General features: G+C 59.2%; 18 protein-coding genes. 8 read left to right on the top strand and 10 right to left on the bottom strand.

Annotation, left to right across the window (positions count from 1 at the left end):
• Positions 1 to 39: 39 nt before the first annotated feature.
• Positions 40 to 1449: a 3-isopropylmalate dehydratase large subunit gene (gene leuC / locus I3J13_RS06565; RefSeq protein WP_003520336.1), complete on the bottom strand. Its 1410-nt coding sequence runs from the start codon at positions 1447 to 1449 to the stop codon at positions 40 to 42.
• 425 nt (positions 1450 to 1874) lie between these two features.
• Between leuC and I3J13_RS06560 the strand changes: the two genes are divergently transcribed.
• The gene (locus tag I3J13_RS06560; protein ID WP_196378327.1) at positions 1875 to 3152 is read left to right on the top strand and encodes an MFS transporter; all 1278 of its coding nucleotides are present in this window, start codon (positions 1875 to 1877) and stop codon (positions 3150 to 3152) included.
• Between the two features lie 120 nt (positions 3153 to 3272).
• Here the strand turns inward: I3J13_RS06560 and I3J13_RS06555 are convergent, their stop codons facing one another.
• From I3J13_RS06555 to rplS, 4 genes are all read right to left on the bottom strand, one after another.
• On the bottom strand, positions 3273 to 4205 hold the full coding sequence (locus I3J13_RS06555; protein WP_196378326.1) for a rhizobiocin: 933 nt from the start codon (positions 4203 to 4205) through the stop codon (positions 3273 to 3275).
• Positions 4206 to 4386: 181 nt separating this feature from the next.
• Positions 4387 to 5700, bottom strand: coding sequence for an HlyD family type I secretion periplasmic adaptor subunit (locus I3J13_RS06550; RefSeq protein WP_196378325.1), 1314 nt, complete (start codon positions 5698 to 5700; stop codon positions 4387 to 4389).
• On the bottom strand, positions 5693 to 7426 hold the full coding sequence (locus tag I3J13_RS06545; protein WP_196378324.1) for a type I secretion system permease/ATPase: 1734 nt from the start codon (positions 7424 to 7426) through the stop codon (positions 5693 to 5695). Before I3J13_RS06545 ends, I3J13_RS06550 begins: the two co-directional genes overlap by 8 nt.
• A gap of 290 nt (positions 7427 to 7716) precedes the next feature.
• Positions 7717 to 8256: a 50S ribosomal protein L19 gene (gene rplS / locus I3J13_RS06540; protein ID WP_059759847.1), complete on the bottom strand. Its 540-nt coding sequence runs from the start codon at positions 8254 to 8256 to the stop codon at positions 7717 to 7719.
• Positions 8257 to 8521: 265 nt separating this feature from the next.
• Here rplS and I3J13_RS06535 point away from each other — a divergent pair, with 265 nt between their 5' ends.
• Positions 8522 to 9268 (top strand): sulfite exporter TauE/SafE family protein, encoded by a 747-nt coding sequence (locus tag I3J13_RS06535; protein WP_196378323.1) that lies wholly within the window; start codon positions 8522 to 8524, stop codon positions 9266 to 9268.
• On the opposite strand, the gene trmD is transcribed toward I3J13_RS06535, so the two are convergent.
• From trmD to ffh, 5 genes are all read right to left on the bottom strand, one after another.
• Positions 9250 to 9948: a tRNA (guanosine(37)-N1)-methyltransferase TrmD gene (gene trmD, locus I3J13_RS06530; protein WP_196378322.1), complete on the bottom strand. Its 699-nt coding sequence runs from the start codon at positions 9946 to 9948 to the stop codon at positions 9250 to 9252. The genes I3J13_RS06535 and trmD overlap by 19 nt on opposite strands.
• Before the next feature lie 3 nt (positions 9949 to 9951).
• Positions 9952 to 10518, bottom strand: coding sequence for a ribosome maturation factor RimM (gene rimM, locus I3J13_RS06525; protein ID WP_065114320.1), 567 nt, complete (start codon positions 10516 to 10518; stop codon positions 9952 to 9954).
• A gap of 120 nt (positions 10519 to 10638) precedes the next feature.
• Positions 10639 to 11016: a 30S ribosomal protein S16 gene (rpsP, locus tag I3J13_RS06520; protein ID WP_035221728.1), complete on the bottom strand. Its 378-nt coding sequence runs from the start codon at positions 11014 to 11016 to the stop codon at positions 10639 to 10641.
• Between the two features lie 33 nt (positions 11017 to 11049).
• Positions 11050 to 11367: a chorismate mutase gene (locus I3J13_RS06515; RefSeq protein WP_174039728.1), complete on the bottom strand. Its 318-nt coding sequence runs from the start codon at positions 11365 to 11367 to the stop codon at positions 11050 to 11052.
• A gap of 11 nt (positions 11368 to 11378) precedes the next feature.
• Entirely contained in the window at positions 11379 to 12947 is a 1569-nt protein-coding gene (gene ffh, locus I3J13_RS06510; protein WP_196378321.1) for a signal recognition particle protein, read from the bottom strand.
• Positions 12948 to 13273: 326 nt separating this feature from the next.
• On the opposite strand from ffh, the gene I3J13_RS06505 reads away from it, so the two are divergent.
• The 6 genes from I3J13_RS06505 (at position 13274) to I3J13_RS06480 (ending at position 19351) form a co-directional block, all read left to right on the top strand.
• Positions 13274 to 14344 carry an MBL fold metallo-hydrolase gene (locus tag I3J13_RS06505; RefSeq protein ID WP_236000821.1) on the top strand — a complete coding sequence of 357 codons (1071 nt, stop codon included), beginning with the start codon at positions 13274 to 13276 and terminating at the stop codon, positions 14342 to 14344.
• 121 nt (positions 14345 to 14465) lie between these two features.
• The gene (dapF, locus tag I3J13_RS06500; protein ID WP_196378319.1) at positions 14466 to 15365 is read left to right on the top strand and encodes a diaminopimelate epimerase; all 900 of its coding nucleotides are present in this window, start codon (positions 14466 to 14468) and stop codon (positions 15363 to 15365) included.
• Positions 15362 to 16636 (top strand): tRNA (N(6)-L-threonylcarbamoyladenosine(37)-C(2))-methylthiotransferase MtaB, encoded by a 1275-nt coding sequence (mtaB, locus tag I3J13_RS06495; protein WP_196378318.1) that lies wholly within the window; start codon positions 15362 to 15364, stop codon positions 16634 to 16636. Before dapF ends, mtaB begins: the two co-directional genes overlap by 4 nt.
• A 32-nt stretch (positions 16637 to 16668) precedes the next feature.
• A complete protein-coding gene (ftsY, locus tag I3J13_RS06490; RefSeq protein WP_196378317.1) occupies positions 16669 to 18105 on the top strand; it encodes a signal recognition particle-docking protein FtsY in 1437 nt (478 codons plus the stop codon).
• Between the two features lie 2 nt (positions 18106 to 18107).
• The gene (locus I3J13_RS06485; protein ID WP_003520517.1) at positions 18108 to 18758 is read left to right on the top strand and encodes a septation protein A; all 651 of its coding nucleotides are present in this window, start codon (positions 18108 to 18110) and stop codon (positions 18756 to 18758) included.
• Complete coding sequence (locus I3J13_RS06480) at positions 18755 to 19351, top strand: DUF2585 domain-containing protein (protein ID WP_035261531.1); 597 nt, start codon at positions 18755 to 18757, stop codon at positions 19349 to 19351. The genes I3J13_RS06485 and I3J13_RS06480 overlap by 4 nt, the downstream gene beginning before the upstream one ends.
• The last annotated feature ends 77 nt before the right edge of the window (positions 19352 to 19428 follow it).

The raw sequence follows: 19428 nt of genomic DNA, 5'->3' as shown, positions 1-19428 counted from the left end.
GGGGACGGGTGGCTTTCCTGCAACGATGGCCTCAGGAGCTTATTGCCACTCACGCACGTCGACGAAATGACCGGCGATCGCCGCCGCTGCCGCCATGGCGGGGGAGACGAGGTGGGTGCGGCTCTTGTAGCCCTGACGGCCCTCGAAATTGCGGTTCGAGGTGGAGGCGCAGCGTTCGCCGGGTTTCAGGCGATCGTCATTCATGGCAAGGCACATGGAGCAGCCTGGCTCGCGCCATTCGAAACCGGCTTCGAGGAAAATCTTGTCCAGACCTTCCTTTTCCGCCTGTTCCTTCACGAGACCGGAGCCGGGCACGATCATGGCCGAAACGGTGGGAGCGACTTTACGGCCGTCGACGATCTTCGCCGCCGCGCGCAAATCCTCGATGCGGCCGTTGGTGCAGGAGCCGATGAAGACACGGTCGATGGCGATATCGGTGATGCGCGTGCCGGGCTTCAGGCCCATGTAGTCAAGCGCACGCCACTTGGAAGCGCGCTTGTTTTCTTCCTCGATATCATCGGGATTGGGAACAATGCCTTCAACGGAGGTCACGTCTTCCGGAGACGAACCCCAGGAGACGATGGGCGGCAGGTTGGCCGCATCCAGCACCACGACCTTGTCGTAATGGGCGCCTTCGTCGGATTTCAGCGTTTTCCAATAGGCGATGGCCTGTTCCAGCGTTTCGCCCTTCGGCGAGCGCGGCTTGTCCTTGATGTAATCGAAGGTGGTTTCGTCAGGTGCGATAAGACCCGCACGGGCGCCGCCCTCGATGGTCATGTTGCAGACCGTCATGCGGCCTTCCATGGAGAGCGAACGGATCGCCTCGCCGGCAAATTCGATCACGTGGCCGGTGCCGCCAGCCGTGCCGATCTCGCCGATAATGGCGAGGATGATGTCCTTGGCGGTAACGCCATCGGGAATTTTGCCGTCGACACGCACCAGCATGTTCTTGGCTTTCTTCTGGATCAGCGTCTGCGTCGCCAGAACGTGCTCCACTTCCGAGGTGCCGATGCCATGCGCCAGTGCGCCAAAGGCGCCGTGGGTCGAGGTGTGGCTGTCACCGCACACGATCGTCATGCCCGGCAGGGTGAAGCCCTGTTCGGGGCCGACGATGTGAACGATGCCCTGGCGCTTGTCGCGCTCGGAATAATATTCGACGCCGAAATCCTTGGCGTTCTGCGCGAGCGCTTCCACCTGAATGCGGCTTTCCTCGTTCTTGATGCCTTCCAGCCGGTCGGCTGTGGTCGGAACGTTATGATCGACAACGGCCAGCGTGCGGGCAGGCGAATGCACGGGGCGACCGGCCATGCGCAGGCCTTCGAAGGCCTGCGGGCTCGTCACCTCATGGACGAGGTGACGGTCGATGTAGAGAAGACAGGTTCCGTCCGGGTCACGATTGACGACGTGGTCGTCCCAGATCTTGTCATATAAGGTGCGGGGTGCGCTCATGGCTCTATGCCTTGTCATGGAAAAGGGTAATCAGGGTTCAGAAAGGCGTGGACAGCGGTGCTGTCAGGCGAGCCTAAGTCGGCTGGTGAGCGCCCCGGAAACGCGCGCAAAGAACCGTGCCGGCAGACGCTTGTGGTCCTGCAGCACATAAACATTCTGCGCGAGACATCCGAATTTAGATCCCATGGCAGCCTTCATAGCAGATCGCCGGTTTTACGGCAATATGAATGCGCATAGCCCGGAACGCGACGGCTTGGCATTTTCTATATGCACTGCATCACGGCTGAAGGCCCGTAACGGGCCAGTCCTGCTAGGGTTCTCCAATGGTTATGATGCAATGCAACTTGCGTATTTTGCGATGCACATATAGATGGGTTCCCTTATCATTTGCGTTTCGACGAGAAATCGAAGGGAGGGAAAAGCATATGGTATCCGAAAAAGCCCTTATCTCGAAGATCACCTGGCGGCTGATGCCGTTTCTTGGCCTTCTCTATCTCATCGCTTATATCGACCGCCAGAATGTCAGCTATGCCAAGCTGCAGATGGTCGATGCGCTGAGCCTCAGCGAATATGCCTACGGTCTTGGCGCTTCGCTGTTCTTCATCGGTTACTTCATCTTCGAAGTGCCGAGCAACCTGTTCCTCAACCGTTTCGGCGCCAGCAAATGGTTCGCCCGTATTCTGGTTTCCTGGGGCGCCGTCACCATCGCGCTTGCCTATACGCAAAACGCCACGATGTTTTACATCCTGCGCTTCCTGCTCGGGCTTTGCGAAGCGGGATTCTTCCCCGGTGTGCTCTTCCTGATGACGCTCTGGTTCCCGCGCGATTATCGCGGCCGCATGATCGGCCTGTTCATGATTTTCAGCGCGCTTGCCAATGCCATCGGCGCGCCGCTCGGCGGCATGCTACTCGATCTGGATGGTTTCCTCGGTTATGCCGGATGGGAATGGGTATTCCTCGCCACGGGTATCCCGGCCGTCATCGCCGGCATCGTCACCTTCTTTTATCTCGACGATACCCCGGAAAAGGCGAAGTTTCTGACTCAGGATGAGAAAAACTGGTTGAAGAATCGACTGGCCGAAGAAAACAAGGGCATGGAAGAGCATGCCGAGGACGGCTTCAAGGCGCTGGTCAATCCGCGCGTTCTGTTCATGGCGCTCTGCTATGTCGGCTTTCCGCTGGCGGCCTATGGTCTCAGCTACTGGCTTCCAACCATCGTAAAGAGCTTCGGCGTTTCCAACACCGCCAATGGCTTCATCAACATCATCCCCTGGGTGATTGTGGCCATCGCCCTGTTCGTTGTGCCCCTGGCCGCCGACAAGGCAAAGAACAAGACGCCTTATATCGTTGGTCCCGCCTTCATCGGCGCCTTTTGCCTGTTGATGTCGGCATTGCTGAGCGATCCGGTCTTGCAGTTCGCCTTCCTCTGCATCGCCGCCGCAGGCATCTTTGCCGGCCAGCCGGTGTTCTGGAGCCTGCCCGGCCGCTTCCTCAAGGGAGCAGGGGCGGCCGCCGGCATCGCCGCGATCAATTCCGTCGGTAATCTGGGTGGCTTCGTGGCGCAGAACGTGGTGCCCTGGATCAAGGATCAGACCGGCAGCACCATTGCGCCGATGTTCTTCCTTGCTTTCTGCCTGGCGCTTGCTGGCGTGCTGGTCATCGTCGCAACGCGTAGAATGGGCAATCAGGTCAAGGCGGCTTGACTGGACGATTGCGATAGCTGACGCGATTGCCTACCGTTTCATGAGCAAAAAATTGTGGCCCGGATTCTTCCGGGCCACAATCATTTCAGGCTATGAGAAATGAAATTCTCTTTGAGACAATTATGCAGTGAACCAATCGCTGCCGCTGAGGTGGACGTCGGACAGAACGATCTTCTCGCCTTTGTGAGCTCCATCGACATTATAGCTTAAGATCGTGTCTGATTCGTAAGTCGACAGCGTCCAGTCGCCAATTGTCGTCCCGACCAGCTTCAGCTTGTCCATAGACGCATTGAAGCCGTTGATGGTGTCGGTAACAATGCTCTTGGCCATATCGCCAAGATTGAAAACGAAGGTATCAGCGCCACCGCTTGCAATGATGCGATCGACACCCGTGCCGCCGGTTACCAGCGAGGAAGCCAGCTTCACTCCGCTCAGGTCGATTTTGTCGTCACCGGCGCCTGCATTGATGGTGACATCGGTGAAACTGCCGTCGGTTACGCCAGCGCCACCATTCACAGCCTGGGCGAGAATACCGCCCGTACCTTCGGCTGAGGTGTCGTTGAACGACTTTCCTGCCTTGAACGTGATGGTGTCGTTGCCAGCACCTGTGTCGACATTGAAGGCATTTGACCAGAATTTCTCGTTCGAAACGAGAGAGACGGTGACCGTGTCGTTACCCGAGCCCGTGGAAATATTGCCGCGCTTGGCGTTGAGGACTTCAACGTTGGATGAACCCGTGCCGCCGAGGTGAACATCGACGTGAACGAAATCCTTGAACGAGAGGTTTTCGGATGTGTCGGATTTGGCGAGGACGTTTTTAACGGAATTCCACGCCGTCGTCACGTCGAAATTGAAGCTGTTCGTGTCGGCATTGTATCCGACAGCGATCTTGGCACCCGGGGCGGCCTGAACGATGCCGGAATTGAGCGAGGAACCGGTCTTGGTCTGCGTAGTCGCTTCATCGAGGAGTTTGTATGTTTCCTGATCGACCAAATTGGTAAGCGAAGCGACCGTGTAGGCGCCACCATTACCAAAAGTTACTTTTAACGCCATTTTACACTCCCATAAATTTTTGAGAAATCGATGAATTGAAATTAAATTTATAATAAATATTGCGGGTGATATTTAATACGTAAAAAATGATAATACAATATAAGAAATTGTTTTTTTGAATAAAGTGCGTCTTTAACGTGTTGCGGAAATTCCTTTCGCAAAATTATGCAGTGAAAACTGTTTATTCCTGCACGAAGGTCTTTTTGAGCCTGTCCTGGAACGGCTTCACAAAATAAGAAAGAACACTCCTTTCGCTGGTTTGTATGAATACTTCGGCGGGCATGCCGGGATATAATTTCCCGCCGGGCAGATGACCCATTCCGGCCTTGTCGGGTTTGATGCGCAGCGCGTAATAAGATGTGCCAGTTCGGGAATCCGTCTGCAGATCGGGGGCGACGACAGCAACTTGCGCGCTCAAATCCGGCGTCGTGCTTTGATTGAATGCCGTGAAACGAATGGTAACCGGCTGCCCGACGTAAATCTGATCGATGTCTCGCGGGGTTATATTGGCCTCGATGGCAAGCTCATCCTGCTCTGGCACCACCAGCATCAGGACTTCACCCGGTTGAATGACCCCATTTATGTTGTGCACCGAGAGCTGGTAGATGCGACCGGCAATCGGCGAGCGGATGTCGAGGCGATCCAGCTGGTCGCGCGTTGCCGCCAGCCGCTCTTCATATTCCGCGACGGTCGCTTCGATCGATGTCAGATCTTTCGTGACTTCCGATTTGCGGTCTTCATCGAGCTGAAGCAATTGCAGGTCCAATTCGCTCAGCTTGCCCACCGTCTGTGCCCGGGCGGCGATATATTGGCCCTGCTGACCTTCGAGATTGGAAAGCTGGCGTTTGAGGAGATTGAGGCGCTGAAGCGTGACAAGCCCTTTTTTGAAGAGCTCGTCCGTCTTGGAAACGTCTTCCTTTACAATGGCAAGCTCATTGTCCGTTGCCTCCACCTGCACCTCGAGGCCACGCGCCTCGTCGGCGAGCTGATCCTTGCGTGTTCCCAGCTGCTTTTTCATGCCGATCAAGGCGTTGCGACGGCTGTTGAAAAGGTTCTGTTCGCTGTCGATAAAGGTCTTGGCCGCCTTCGAACTCGTCAGTGCCGCCAGATCTTCCTGCACGGTGAAAGACGGCGCTTCGGCAATTTCCGCACGCAGACGAGCCCGACGCGAATAAAGCTGCGCAAGCGTATTTTCGACGATGGAGAGGTTCGCCTGCACGACGGTGGCGCTTAGCCGCAACAGGATCTGACCGGCCTCGACCCTGTCACCTTCGGCAACATTGATCTCACTGACGATGCCACCGGAAAGATGCTGGATTTTCTTGGAGTTGCCTTCAACGACAACCCGGCCCGTGGCCACCACTGCGCCGGCAAGCTTTGCAAAAGCCGCCCAGCCGCCCAATCCGACGAGAAGGCCAAAGGCGAGAACGACCACTGCGGTCGAGTGCCTGAGAATGGACGCATGCGTCATGCCGGGTTTTTCCGCCTCAACCATTTTCGCTCACCCGGTTTTCAATCTTGCGCGTTTCTTCCTCCTCAGGCACCTGGCGGATGTTCTGCCGCAGGATTTGCGCGAGCACCTCCTCCTTGGTGCCAAAGCGCAGCATCCGGCCGTTGTTCATCACCATCACCAGATTGACGCTTTCAATGGCGCTGGGGCGATGGGCAATGACGACGACAATGCCGCCGCGCGCTCTGATGTCGCCAATGGCATTGCGCAGGGCCGCTTCGCCTTCGCTGTCCAGATTGGAGTTCGGCTCATCGAGAAGAACGAAGAAGGGTTCGCCAAACAGTGCGCGGGCAAGGCCGATACGCTGTTTCTGCCCGCCTGATAAAGCCTCGCCACGGTCGCCAATATAGGTATCGTAACCGTTGGGCAGGTTGAGGATCAGCTCATGCACCTGCGCGGCCTTTGCTGCGGCGACAACCGCTTCCGCTGTCGCATCGCGGTCGAAGCGTGCGATATTCTGCGCCACGGTGCCCGGCATCAGTTCCACCTGCTGGGGCATGTAGCCGATGGATTTGCCGAGAAACTCGAAATCCCACTGGTTGAGCGCGGCTCCGTCAAAGCGGACGGAACCGCGTTCATAGGGCCAGATGCCTGTCATCAAGCGTGCCAGCGTGGATTTGCCGGAGGCGCTTGGGCCGATGATGCCGAGACCATCGCCTGCGTTCAGCGTGAAGGAAATATCGGCGACCGTATCGCGCGCGCCATTTGGCGGCCCACCGGTTACACGGTCAACCGCGACGGTATATTGCGGGCGGGGCAGGGAGAGCGGCGGCGAGGGTTCGCGCACCAGTTCCAGGAACTCGTTGACGCGTTTCCAGCCCTGTCTTGCGGTCATGAAGCTGCGCCAGTTTGCAATCGCATGTTCGACAGGGCCGAGCGCCTTTGCCGAAAGGATCGAGCCTGCGATGATGCTGCCCGCCGATGCATTGCCGTCGATGACAAGCACGGCGCCGATGGCCATGACGCCGGATTGCAGCAACAGGCGGAAGGTTCGCGACATGGCGCCGAGCATGCCGGCCGTATCGGATGTCGACAGGGTGACGGCACGGTATCTGGAATGCAATTCGTCCCACATGGATGTCACCGCCCCCATCATGCCCATGGTCTTGATGGATTCGATGTTGCGCTGGCTGCTGCCGACGAGGACGTTTCTTTGCCCTCGCGCAGTATAAGCCTGCTTTGTCGCCCTTTCGGTCAGCCAGTTCGTAAGGAGCGTCAGCACGATGAGAACTACGGCTCCGCCGAGCACAGCGAACCCGATCCACGGATGCAGGGCAAAACAGATCAGCAGATAGATGGGCAGCCAGGGAATGTCGAAGAAGGTGGCCGGTCCCGGTCCTGAGAGAAACTGACGGATCTGATCGAGATCGCCGACGATCTGCAGCCCATCGATCTTTCCCGAGGCAAGGAGCGGTGCACTGATCGACGCCCTGAAAAGCTTCTGATTGAGCGCGTCGTCCATATTGTCCGAAATGCGCGCCAATATGCGGCCTCGCAGCGCGTCAAAACCCATAAGGAACGCGTAGAGAACGATCAGGAGAACGACCAGTGCCACAAGGGATGGAATGCTCTTGCTTGGTAGAATGCGGTCGTAAACTTCCAGCATGAAAAGCGAGCCGGAAAGATTAAGAATGTTCATCAACGCGCTGGCGAGACCAACGGCGAAAAAAGCGGACTTATTTTTTGTTAAAAAAGAATTAAATAAAAACATAATAACACCTGAAACAGCAAGAAAATCGCACAATAAATGGAATTAGGCAATGCTGTTCGAGGATGGGCTAAAACACTCGAGCAGGAAATCAGGCAGGCATTTGTTGCCGGTCGAAATCTGCCGCATCTTTCCGCAAAGGAAATGACTGAAAGAGCTTCGGTATTCTCAGGCCCGCCAATGTTCGCCAAGCGCGGCTTTCAAGCCGCATGCGTGTCTTGCTACGTTATATCGGCGCAACAAAAAAGGCGGCCCGAAGACCGCCTTTTGATCAATCCATCGAAATGGAAATCTTATTCCGCTGTGGCTTCCGCAGCCTTTGCTGCTTCTTCCGCTGCCTTGGCTTCTGCGGCTTCGGCTGCTGCCTTCTCGGCGGCGAGAGCCTGTGCTGCTGCTACCTTTTCGGCTTCCAGACGTGCCTTTTCGTCGGCAAGCGCCTGACGCTCGGACTCGTTCAGCTTGCGGGCGCGCGTACCGGTGTTCTCAACGATACGGGCAGCCTTGCCGCGACGGTCGCGCAGGTAGTAGAGCTTCGCGCGGCGAACCTTACCGCGGCGAACGACTTCAACGCCTTCGACCAGCGGGGAGTAGATCGGGAATACGCGCTCGACGCCTTCGCCGTAGGAAATCTTGCGAACGGTGAAGCTTTCGGAAAGACCGCCGCCGGAACGGGCGATGCAAACGCCTTCGTAAGCCTGAACGCGGGTACGGTTACCTTCCGTCACGCGAACGTTGACGCGCAGGGTGTCGCCCGGAGAAAACTCGGGCAGGGTGCGCTTTGCTTCGATCTTGGCGGCCTGTTCGGCTTCCAGCTGCTGAATGATATTGGTCATGTTAACCTCTGATTTCTTCTGAAACAGCCAGAGCGCTCAACGTTTCGTCTGTCGGTCAATGCCTTCAGACCATGCCTTTCGGCAGGAGCGGGTTCGCCATTCTTTGCTTTCGGTTGGGATATTTCCCATTTCCACGCGGGCACATACACGAGGATGCGCCGTTTGTCATCCCTTTCATGACAATATTTTATCAATTACGCGCCGCGTTCCGGCAGTTGCGAAGCGGCGCGCTGGCGGATATGGGATGGGAACCTTGGGAGGGGCCATGTCCATATTCATCGTTCTCATGCTGTTTGTCACCGGCTTTCTGTCGGGTGTCGTCAATGCGATTGCCGGTGGCGGCACTTTCCTGACCTTCGGAGCGATGACGCTGGCTGGCCTGCCACCCATTGTCGCCAATGCCACGTCGGCTATCGTGCAGTTTCCGGGTTACATCACCTCCGTCATCGCCTACGGGCCGGAAATCCGCGCCCATTGGCGCGAGGCGATCCTTCTGTCGGGCGTTTCAATCGTCGGCGGGCTGGCCGGATCGCTTCTGCTTTTGTCGCTCGACAATCCCTCCTTCCGCCAGCTCGTGCCATGGCTGCTTCTCGCTGCAACCGCCGTTTTCGCTGCCGGCCCGTGGCTGCGGCCGAAAGCGAGCGCCGAACGTTCGCCCGGCAATCTGCAGAGCCTCGTCTTTCAGGGTCTCGCTTCCGTCTATGGCGGGTTTTTCGGTGCCGGCATGGGCATCATGATGCTGGCCATCCTCGGAATAACCTCGGGCGGCAGCTATCATCATCTGAATGCGCTGAAGAACCTCTTGTCAGTCGTGATCGCTGTCATCGCAATCACGATCTTCGTCAGCGGCGGTGTCGTTTCCTGGTGGGCGGCGCTCATCATGTTCCCTGCGGCAGCACTTGGCGGTTATGCGGGCGTGCATACGGCACGGCGGGTGCCGCAGTGGATCATCCGCTGGCTGGTGATCGCCGTCGGGCTGGTGCTGACGGCCTATTATTTCGTTTCGGCCTGAGCCTTTACCAGAAGGTCCGGACGTCTTTCCTGCGTCAGCTTCAGCGCCTGTTCATGACGCCACCTGTCGATGACAGCGTGGTTGCCAGAGGTGAGAACGGCTGGGATGTCGTGGCCTTCCCAGACCTGCGGGCGGGTATAGTGCGGATGCTCCAGCAGTCCGCCTTCGAAGCTCTCATGCACACCGGAAAGATCGTTGCCCATAACGCCCGGCAGGATACGGACGACGGCGTCAAGAAGCGTCAGCGCCGCCGGCTCACCGCCGGAGAGGATGTAATCGCCGATCGACACTTCCTCCAGCCCGCGCGCCTCGATCACCCGCTGGTCGACGCCTTCGAAACGGCCGCAGACGATAATCGCGCCTTCTCCGGCCGCCAGTTCACGCACACGGTTTTGCGACAGCGGCTTGCCGCGCGGGCTCATCAGCAGCCGCGGCCGTGTATCGCCATCCGAAACATGGTCGATGGCCGCAGCCAGAACATCGGGTTTCAGCACCATGCCGGCGCCGCCGCCTGCCGGCGTGTCATCGACGCTTCTGTGTCTGTCGGTGGCAAATTCGCGGATCTGTACGGCGTCCAGCGACCATTGCCCCCGCTCCAGCGCCTTGCCGGCCAGCGAATATTGGAGATGCCCCGGAAACATTTCCGGGTAGAGCGTCAGCACGGTCGCCTTGAAGGTCATGGATTATTTCTTGCCGAACGGCGATACGCCGGTTTCGTCCTTGTCGTCGGGATTGTCGATCAGGCCGGCGGCCATCGGATCGATGAGAATGCGCCCGGCTTCCAGATCGATCTCAAGCACGGCCGCCTCCGAAAAGGGGATGAGGGCGGGACGACGGCCGGCACCTTTCAGTTCCAGCAGATCGCCGGCGCCGAAATCATAGACGGCGCTGACGGCACCGTAGCTTTTGCCCTCGGCGTCAACGGCTTCCAGCCCTTCCAGATCGGCATAATAAAACTCGTCATCATCAAGCTCGTCATCCGGCAGATTGTCGCGTTCGATGAAGAGTTCCAGCCCGTTCAGGCTCTCGGCTGCATTGCGGTCATTGATGCCCCGGAAACGGACGACGACGACATTCTTGCCTTCGCGCAATTCCAGAATTTCGAAGACCCGGCCATCGGCAGTGACAAGATTGCCATAGTCGCCGAGCGCCAGGGGATCGCCCGTATAGGTGCTGACACGGACTTCGCCGCGCAGGCCCTGCGCGCCGCCGATCTTTGCCATGAGTACCGGGTTTTCCAGCTTTGCCATCGGGCCGTCCGTCTTCTGGTGTTGGTTGCGTCAGCTTTAAGGTTTGTTGACGCCAAAATAAACAAAAAACGGGCGGCATGGAAAACCACGCCACCCGTTTTTCAAAAGTTACCGTGCAGATTATTCTGCAGCAGAGGCTTCTGCAGCAGCAGCGGCTGCATCTTCAGCCTTCTGCTTCTTTTCAGCAACGCGCTCCAGGGCGCGCTTGCCCGGCTTTGCCTTTTCCGGGTTGCTGCGAGCGGCGCGCTCGGCAAGACCGGCTTCGGCGAGGAAGCGCAGAACGCGGTCGGTCGGCTGTGCGCCCTTGGCGATCCATTCCTTGATGAGATCAGCCTTCAGCTCAACGCGCTGCGGGTTGTCCTTGCCGAGCATCGGGTTCCAGGAACCGACCTTCTCGAGGAAACGGCCGTCGCGGGGCGAACGGGCGTCAGCAACGACGATCTGGTAATACGGGCGCTTCTTGGAACCACCGCGTGCGAGACGAATTTTCAGTGCCATGTTATTTACTCCTTAGGATGGCTTGTCCGCCGTTCAGGCGGTCTTTTCGGTGCCGCCATGTTCGGCGGCGATTGCTTCATGATGCCGGATGACTTCCTTGATGATGAAGTTCAAGAACTTCTCGGCGAAATCCGGGTCCAGATTGGCATCCTTCGCCAGGCGGCGAAGGCGTTCGATCTGGTATTCCTCGCGCGCCGGGTCGGCCGGCGGCAAATTGTACTTTGCCTTCAGCACGCCCACCGCCTTGGTACAGCGGAAACGTTCGGCAAGAATGTGAACCAGTGCGGCATCGATATTGTCGATCGACTGGCGGTATTCGGAAAGCTGGGCTTTCACCTCTGCATTGCTCACGGGTGTCCCCCTCACTTCTTTTTCGGAAAGCCGGGCAGGCCCGGCATGCCGCCAAGACCCGGCAGCTTGGCGCCACCCAGACCCGGCAATCCGCCCGGCAGACCGCCAAGACCGGGCATTGCGCCCGGCTTGCCGAGACCGGCGGCTTCCGCCTGCTTCTGGAGCGCCTCGAGCTGCTTCGGATCGATGTTCGACAGGTCAGGCATGCCGCCGCCAAGGCCACCGAGGCCCATCTTGCCGGCAAGGCCGCCCATCATCTGCTTCATGATGCCGCCTTTGCCCTTGCCGCCCATGGCCTTCATCATGTCGGCCATGCCGCGATGCATCTTCAAGAGCTTGTTGATTTCGGCGGCATCCGTGCCGGAACCGGCGGCGATGCGCTTCTTGCGGCTGTGTTTCAGAATATCCGGATTGGCGCGCTCGGCCTTGGTCATGGACGAGATGATGGCGATCTGGCGGTCGAACATCTTGTCGTTCAGACCGGCCGAAGCCATCTTGTCCTTCATGCCGGCCATGCCGGGCATCAGCCCCATGATGCCGCCCATGCCGCCCATCTTCTTCATCTGGGCAAGCTGGTCGGAGAGATCGTTGAGGTCGAACTTGCCCTTGGCCATCTTCTCGGCCATGGCGCGGGCTTTTTCCGCATCGATGTTTTCGGCGGCCTTTTCGACCAGCGAGACGATGTCGCCCATGCCGAGAATACGGTCGGCGATACGGCGCGGATGGAACTCGTCGAGTTCGTTCATCCGCTCGCCGATACCGATCAGCTTGATCGGCTTGCCGGTGACGGCGCGCATGGAGAGAGCCGCACCGCCGCGTCCGTCGCCATCCATACGGGTCAGCACGAGGCCGGTGATGCCGACGCGCTCATCGAAGTTGCGCGCCAGGTTGACGGCGTCCTGACCGGTCAGCGAATCCGCGACCAGCAGGATTTCATGCGGGTTGGACTTCTTCTTGATGTCGGCCATTTCCAGCATCAAGGGTTCGTCGATGTGCGTGCGGCCGGCGGTATCGAGAATGACGACGTCATGCCCGCCGAGCTTGGCGGCCTGCACGGCGCGCGCGGCAATATCCGTCGGCGACTGGCCGGCGATGATAGGCAGCGTGTCGACGCCGGTCTGGACGCCGAGCTGGCGAAGCTGTTCCTGGGCGGCCGGACGACGCGTGTCGAGAGATGCCATCAGCACCTTCTTCTTATCGCGGTCGGTCAGGCGCTTGGCGATCTTGCCGGTGGTGGTGGTTTTGCCCGAGCCCTGCAGACCCACCATCATGATGACGACGGGGGCGGGGGCATTGAGATCGATGGAGACGCCTTCGGTGCCGAGCATCTCGACAAGCTCGTCATGCACGATCTTGACGACCATCTGGCCGGGTTTGATCGACTTCAGGACGGCGGCACCGACGGCCTTTTCACGCACCTTATCGGTGAAGGAGCGCACGACTTCCAACGCCACGTCCGCTTCCAGCAGCGCACGGCGAACCTCGCGCAGGGCGGCGGCAACATCGGCTTCCGTCAGCGCGCCACGGCCGGTCAGTCCATTCAGAATGGAACCAAGGCGGTCCTGGAGGTTTTCAAACATCGTTTCTTCCTTCTTCGTTCCGGGGTTTCCGAAACGTCGGTGCTTTCGCTGCCAAAAACAAGACGCAAAGCCAAAAAGCACCCGAGGGCGCATCGCGCTGTCGGGTGTTGACCTCCGGGATCTCTTTATACCTTTGCGGGTCCCGGTCGGCGGCTTGGAGTCATGAAACTGCCAGCTGATGGGCGGGATAAACAGGAAAGCGCAGGAAAAGTCAAGGCGCCGCGGGTTTGCGGCCGAAAAGGCCCGCATTTCATCTTTGCGTGATTGGCCGCAGGCGGCCATTGGCGGCGCTTGAACGGCGCCATTCCGCTCCCTATACCTTTAGGATGAACCGTCGAAACTTCTTTCGCTTTTCCACGCTTGGACTGCTCGCTCTGGCGGGCGGCGCTCTCTATGCCCGTCGTTCGAGCGCCAGCGCCTATTATAGCGGCCCGATCTCCGATCATTTCGACGGGGTGCGCTTCTTCAATCCCGGCGGTTCGCCGCCCGGCAATTTCATGGGCCTTATGAAATGGCGCTTCAATGGCGAGCGTGCCACATGGCCGGAAAGCTATCCGAGCCCTTTTCCCTTCGCAAAACCGGAAGCCCGGATCGAAGGCAGGGACATGCGCGTCACTTTCGTCGGCCATGCCTCCTTCCTTATCCAGACGGCGGGGCTGAATATTCTCATCGATCCGGTGTGGTCGCAGCGCACCAGCCCGTTCAGCTTCGCCGGTCCCAAGCGGGTCAATCCGCCCGGCATCCGTTTCGAGGACCTGCCGCCCATCGATCTGGTGCTGGTGACGCATAATCACTACGACCATCTGGATATGGAAACGCTGAAGCGCCTGCATGTGGCGCACAAGCCGCTCTTCATCACACCGCTCGGCAATGACGCCATCATCCGTACCGGGGTCGAGGCAGCCCGCATCAAGGTGGGCGACTGGGGCGATGTGGTGGAGACGGGTTCGGTTAAAATTCATTTCGAGCCGTGCCATCACTGGTCGGCCCGCGGTCTGAACGATCGGCGCATGGCGCTATGGGCTGCCTTCGTCATCGAAACGCCGGGCGGTAAAATCTACCATATCGGCGATACCGGCTTCCACGAAGGCCTTAACTATCACGCCGCGCGCAAGAAGCACGGCGATTTCCGCCTCGCCAACCTGCCCTTCGGTGCTTACGAGCCGCGCTGGTTCATGAAGGGCCAGCATCAGAACCCGGCGGAAGCCGTGGAAGGCATGAAGCTTTGCGGTGCGGCGCATGTCTGCGGGCACCATTGGGGCACCGTGCAGCTGACCGATGAGGCGGTGGACGCCCCGCTCGTGGCGCTCAAGGCGGCACTGAAAGAGCAGGGGGTGGATGAGAGCCGTTTTCAGCCCATGCGCCCCGGCGAGGTTTTTGACGCTCCTTCCGCCTGATCGCTGCCCCGTTTGCGCCGTAACAGTCTGGTAATTTGCCGGCCTTTCCGCCATATAGGGCGAAAGCGCGGGGAAATTCCCTATGCAATCCGATTTTCAGACAGTTTTCAGGTTTAGGGCAATGGCGGATACGGTCGAATTTGCAAAGATGAACGGGCTTGGCAACAAGATCCTCGTTATCGACATGCGCGGCCGCAAGGATATGGTCACGCCGGCGGCGGCGATTGCGCTGAACGCCGATCCTTCGACCCAGTTCGACCAGATCATGGCCATTCACGATCCGCGTGTCAGTGGCACGGATGCCTTTATCGACATCCTCAATTGCGATGGCACCAAGGCGCAGGCCTGTGGCAACGGCACGCGCTGTGTGGTGCAGGCTCTGTCTTCCGAAACCGGCAAGACGAGCTTCACCTTCCAGACGGTAGCGGGCATCCTCAACGCCGTCGAACATGAAGACGGCATGATTTCCGTCGATATGGGCCTGCCGCGTTTCCGCTGGAGCGACATTCCGCTTTCGGAAGAGTTCCACGATACCAGCCGCATCGAATTGCAGATCGGGCCGATCGACGCACCGATCCTGCATTCGCCGGCCGCCATGTCCATGGGCAATCCGCATGCGATTTTCTGGGTGGATCGCGATCCGATGGAGTTCGATCTCGAACGCTTCGGGCCGCTGCTCGAAAATCACCCCATGTTCCCGGAAAAGGCCAATATCACGCTGGCGCAGGTGATTTCCGACAGCGCGCTGCGCACCCGCACCTGGGAACGCGGCGCCGGGCTGACGCTCGCCTGCGGTTCGGCCGCCTGCGCTTCAGCGGTTTCTGCGGCGCGCACGGGCCGTACCGGCCGGAAGGTCACCATCGATGTCGCCTCCAGCCCCATCCGTGTGCCGCTGACCATCGACTGGCGCGAGGACAATCATGTCATCATGACAGGCCCTGCCGAATGGGAATGGTCGGGTTCCGTCGATCCCGTCACCGGCGTCTGGGCGCGCGATGCGGTCGAGCGGGGGGCTGTATGAGCGGCGTCGAGGTCATAACCTTCGGCTGTCGTCTCAACACCTATGAATCGGAAGTGATGCGGGCGGAGGCTGAAAAGGCCGGGCTCAACAATGCCGTGCTGGTCAATACCTGCGCCGTGACGGGCGAGGCCGTACGTCAGGCGCGCCAGGCCATCCGCCGGGCAAGGCGCGACAATCCGCACGCGCGTATCATCGTTACCGGCTGCGCCGCCCAGACCGAGAAGCAGACCTTTGCCGAGATGCCCGAGGTGGATGCGGTGCTGGGCAATGAGGAGAAGCTGAAAAGCGCCTCCTATCGTGCGCTGCCTGATTTCGGCGTCTCGGCGGAAGAAAAGCTGCGCGTCAACGATATCATGAGCATCAAGGCGACCGCGCCGCAGATGGTGAAGCACATAGACGGGCATGTGCGCGCCTTCATTCAGGTGCAGAACGGCTGCGATCATCGCTGCACCTTCTGCATCATTCCTTATGGGCGCGGCAATTCCCGCTCCGTGCCGATGGGTGCCGTGGTGGATCAGGCGCGCAGGCTGACGGAAAGCGGCTATTGCGAGATCGTTCTGACGGGGGTGGACGCGACGAGCTATGGCGCGGACCTCCCGGGCGAGCCTTCCCTCGGTTACCTTGCGAAGACGTTGCTCAAGCAGGTGCCGGACATCCTGCGGCTGCGGCTTTCCTCCATCGACAGTATCGAGGCCGACCACCATCTGATGGATCTTATTGCCGATGAGCCGCGTTTCATGCCGCATCTGCACCTGTCCCTCCAGCATGGCGATGACATGATCCTGAAACGCATGAAACGCCGCCATTTGCGGGCTGATGCCGTTCGTTTCTGTCACGAGGTGCGGTCATTGCGGCCGGACATCGCCTTCGGGGCCGATATGATCGCCGGTTTTCCGACCGAGACGGAAGAGATGTTCGAAAACGCCGCGACCCTTGCGGAAGAATGCGGCATTTCCAGCCTGCATGTCTTTCCCTATAGCCCACGTGCGGGCACGCCGGCGGCGCGCATGCCGCAGCTTGACCGGGCTTTGGTGAAGGAGCGGGCGGCGAGGCTTCGGGAGCGCGGCGAGGCGCTGAAGCTGGCGCATCTGCAAAATATGGTGGGGTCGGTGCAGACGATCCTCGTTGAAAACAACGGTTTTGCCCATACCGACAATTTCACGCTGGTGGAGGCACCGCATCTTGCCCCGCGCACTCTTGCGCAGGTTGCGATTACCGGCCACAACGGCAAACATCTGAACATGAAGCTTCTGGCGGCGGATGCGGCCTGAGGCGGCACAAGAGAAAATACACGGGAACGACCATGGCCCTCGGCTTCATCAAAAAAGTCTTTTCGTTCGGCAAGGACAAGGCCGAAACGGACGACCGGCCGCAAGAGGACGCCGCGCCTGAGCGCGGTACTGAAAACGCTTCCTTCGAAGCGGCGCTGAGCGACGCCGAAGCGCATGGCCCTGTCGAGAAGGACCCGGTTTCCGAACTGGAGATGGAGACGGCCGGCGGACCAGCCCCGGACGAGGCGACGGACGTGGTCCTTTCCGACGATGACGAGGAAGAGGACGCACCGCTTCTGCCCGGTGCCGAGCTTTCCGGCGATATGGGTGTAGTGCCGCTGTCGTTGCTACAGGCGGAAGCCGCCGCCGAAGAGCAGGTCGAATCTGCCCCCGAAGCAGCGGATGTCGTGCTGGATGCGGATGCGATGGATGCGCTGCTTGACGAGGCCGAAGCCGCGACTGCCGCCGAGCCCTCCGCTATACCGCCAGCTCTACCAAAGGGTTTTTCGTCCGCCAGTGAGCGGCAGGAGCCTGCCCCTGCCGCACCGCAGGTAAAACTGACATGGTTTCAGCGCCTGCGGGCAGGGCTTGCCCGCACGTCGTCGCAGTTGACCACACAGATTTCGGCGCTTTTCACCAAGCGCAAGCTGGATGAGGATACACTCGACGAGCTTGAGGATCTTCTCATCCAGTCGGATCTCGGTGTCGAGACCGCCATGCGCATCACCGGCGCCCTGTCTTCCGAGCGTTACGGCAAGGATGTGAGCGGCGAGGATGTGGCGCGCATCATGGCGGGCGAGATCACCAAGGTCCTGAAGCCTGTCGCCAAGCCGCTTGAACTCGATCTTTCACACAAGCCGCATGTCATTCTCGTTGTCGGCGTGAACGGTACGGGCAAGACGACGACCATCGGCAAGCTTGCCGCCAAGCTTTCCGGTTCGGGCCTCAAGGTGATGCTGGCGGCCGGCGATACGTTCCGCGCGGCGGCCATCGAGCAGCTCAAGATCTGGGCGGACCGCACCGGCTCGCAATTCATCGGCACCAAGCTCGGCGCAGATGCGGCCGGGCTTGCCTATGACGCCTATGAGCAGGCGCGGGCGCAGAAGAGCGACGTTCTCATCATCGATACGGCCGGCCGCCTGCAGAACAAGACGGAACTGATGGCGGAGCTGGAAAAGATCGTGCGCGTGCTCGGCAAGCTCGATCCCGACGCACCGCACACCGTGCTGCAGACGCTGGATGCGACAACCGGCCAGAACGCCATGAACCAGGTGGAAATATTCCGCAATGTCGCGGGCGTTTCGGGCCTGATTATGACAAAATTGGATGGCACGGCGCGGGGCGGTATCCTCGTCGCCATCGCTGCCAAACACAAGCTGCCGGTTTATTTCATCGGTGTGGGTGAAGGTGTTGATGATCTGGAGCCCTTCGAGGCGGAAGATTTCGCCAAGGCCATTGCGGGAGTTTGAGTATGGATATTGAAAGCAATTCCAAGGAAAGCGAAAAGATGGTGGCGGAAATCAGCCCGCTCCTGAAATTCGTGCTCGAGCTTGGCCCGCTCATGGTTTTCTTCTTCGCCAATTCCCGCGGCGAATGGCTGGCCTCCACCTTCCCCGTGCTGACGGAATTCGGCGGACCGATCTTCATCGCCACCGGCCTGTTCATGATCGCAACGGCGCTGGCGCTTTCCGTCTCATGGGTGCTGACGCGCAAGTTGCCGATCATGCCGCTGATATCGGGCATCGTGGTGTTCGTGTTCGGCGCGCTAACGCTTTGGTTGCAGAACGACACCTTCATCAAGATGAAGCCGACCATCGTCAACACGCTGTTCGGTGTCATTCTGCTCGGCGGCCTGTTCTTCGGGCAATCGCTGCTCGGTTATGTCTTTAATTCCGCCTTCAGGCTGACGGATGAAGGTTGGCGCAAGCTGACGCTGCGTTGGGGCGTATTCTTCCTCTTTCTTGCGGTGCTGAACGAGGTCGTCTGGCGCATGTTCACCACCGACACCTGGGTGGCCTTCAAGGTGTGGGGTACGATGCCGATCACCATCATCTTCACCATGGCGCAAATGCCGCTCGTCATGCGCCATTCGCTGGAACCGCTTAACAAGGACGAAAAATGACCGTTGCAGAGATGTCGGCTTCCCGTTCGCGCTCGCTCAAATGGTTCGGCGTGGCCGCCGGGCTGCTTCTCCTGCAGATCGTCATCCTTTATTTCATGGGCCGCATTCCGATCTGCGAATGCGGTTATGTGAAGCTGTTCGAGCCGGGCGTGAACACGCCGGGCAATTCCCAGCATCTGGCCGACTGGTATACGCCCTCGCATATCATTCATGGCTTCCTGTTCTACTGGTTCGCCTGGCTGCTGTTCCGCAACAGACCGCTTTCCATGCGGCTGTCGCTTGCGGTTCTGGTGGAAGCAGCATGGGAAATCCTTGAAAACTCGCCTCTCATCATCGATCGTTATCGGACCGCGACGATGGCGCTGGGTTACACCGGCGACAGCATCCTGAACTCGGCGATGGATACCGTCTTCATGGTGCTGGGTTTCCTGTTCGCCGCCCGTGTGCCGGTGTGGCTGACGGTGGCGATCGCCATCTTCTTCGAAATCTTCACCGGCTGGCTGATCCGTGACAACCTGACGCTGAACGTGGTGATGCTGCTCTGGCCCGTGGACGCGATCAAGGAATGGCAGAACGCGCTCCCGCAAATGTGAACGGGTTTTCCCGGGCCGCAGTCCGAAAGGGACGGAAGCCGCACAATATATGCAGGTTTTCTTAATGGCATTGCGGT

The organism is Agrobacterium leguminum, assembly GCF_015704895.1.
Lineage (GTDB): Bacteria > Pseudomonadota > Alphaproteobacteria > Rhizobiales > Rhizobiaceae > Agrobacterium > Agrobacterium leguminum.
Note: the sequence above shows the minus strand (reverse complement) of the source record. Positions and strands in the feature narration are given on the sequence as shown.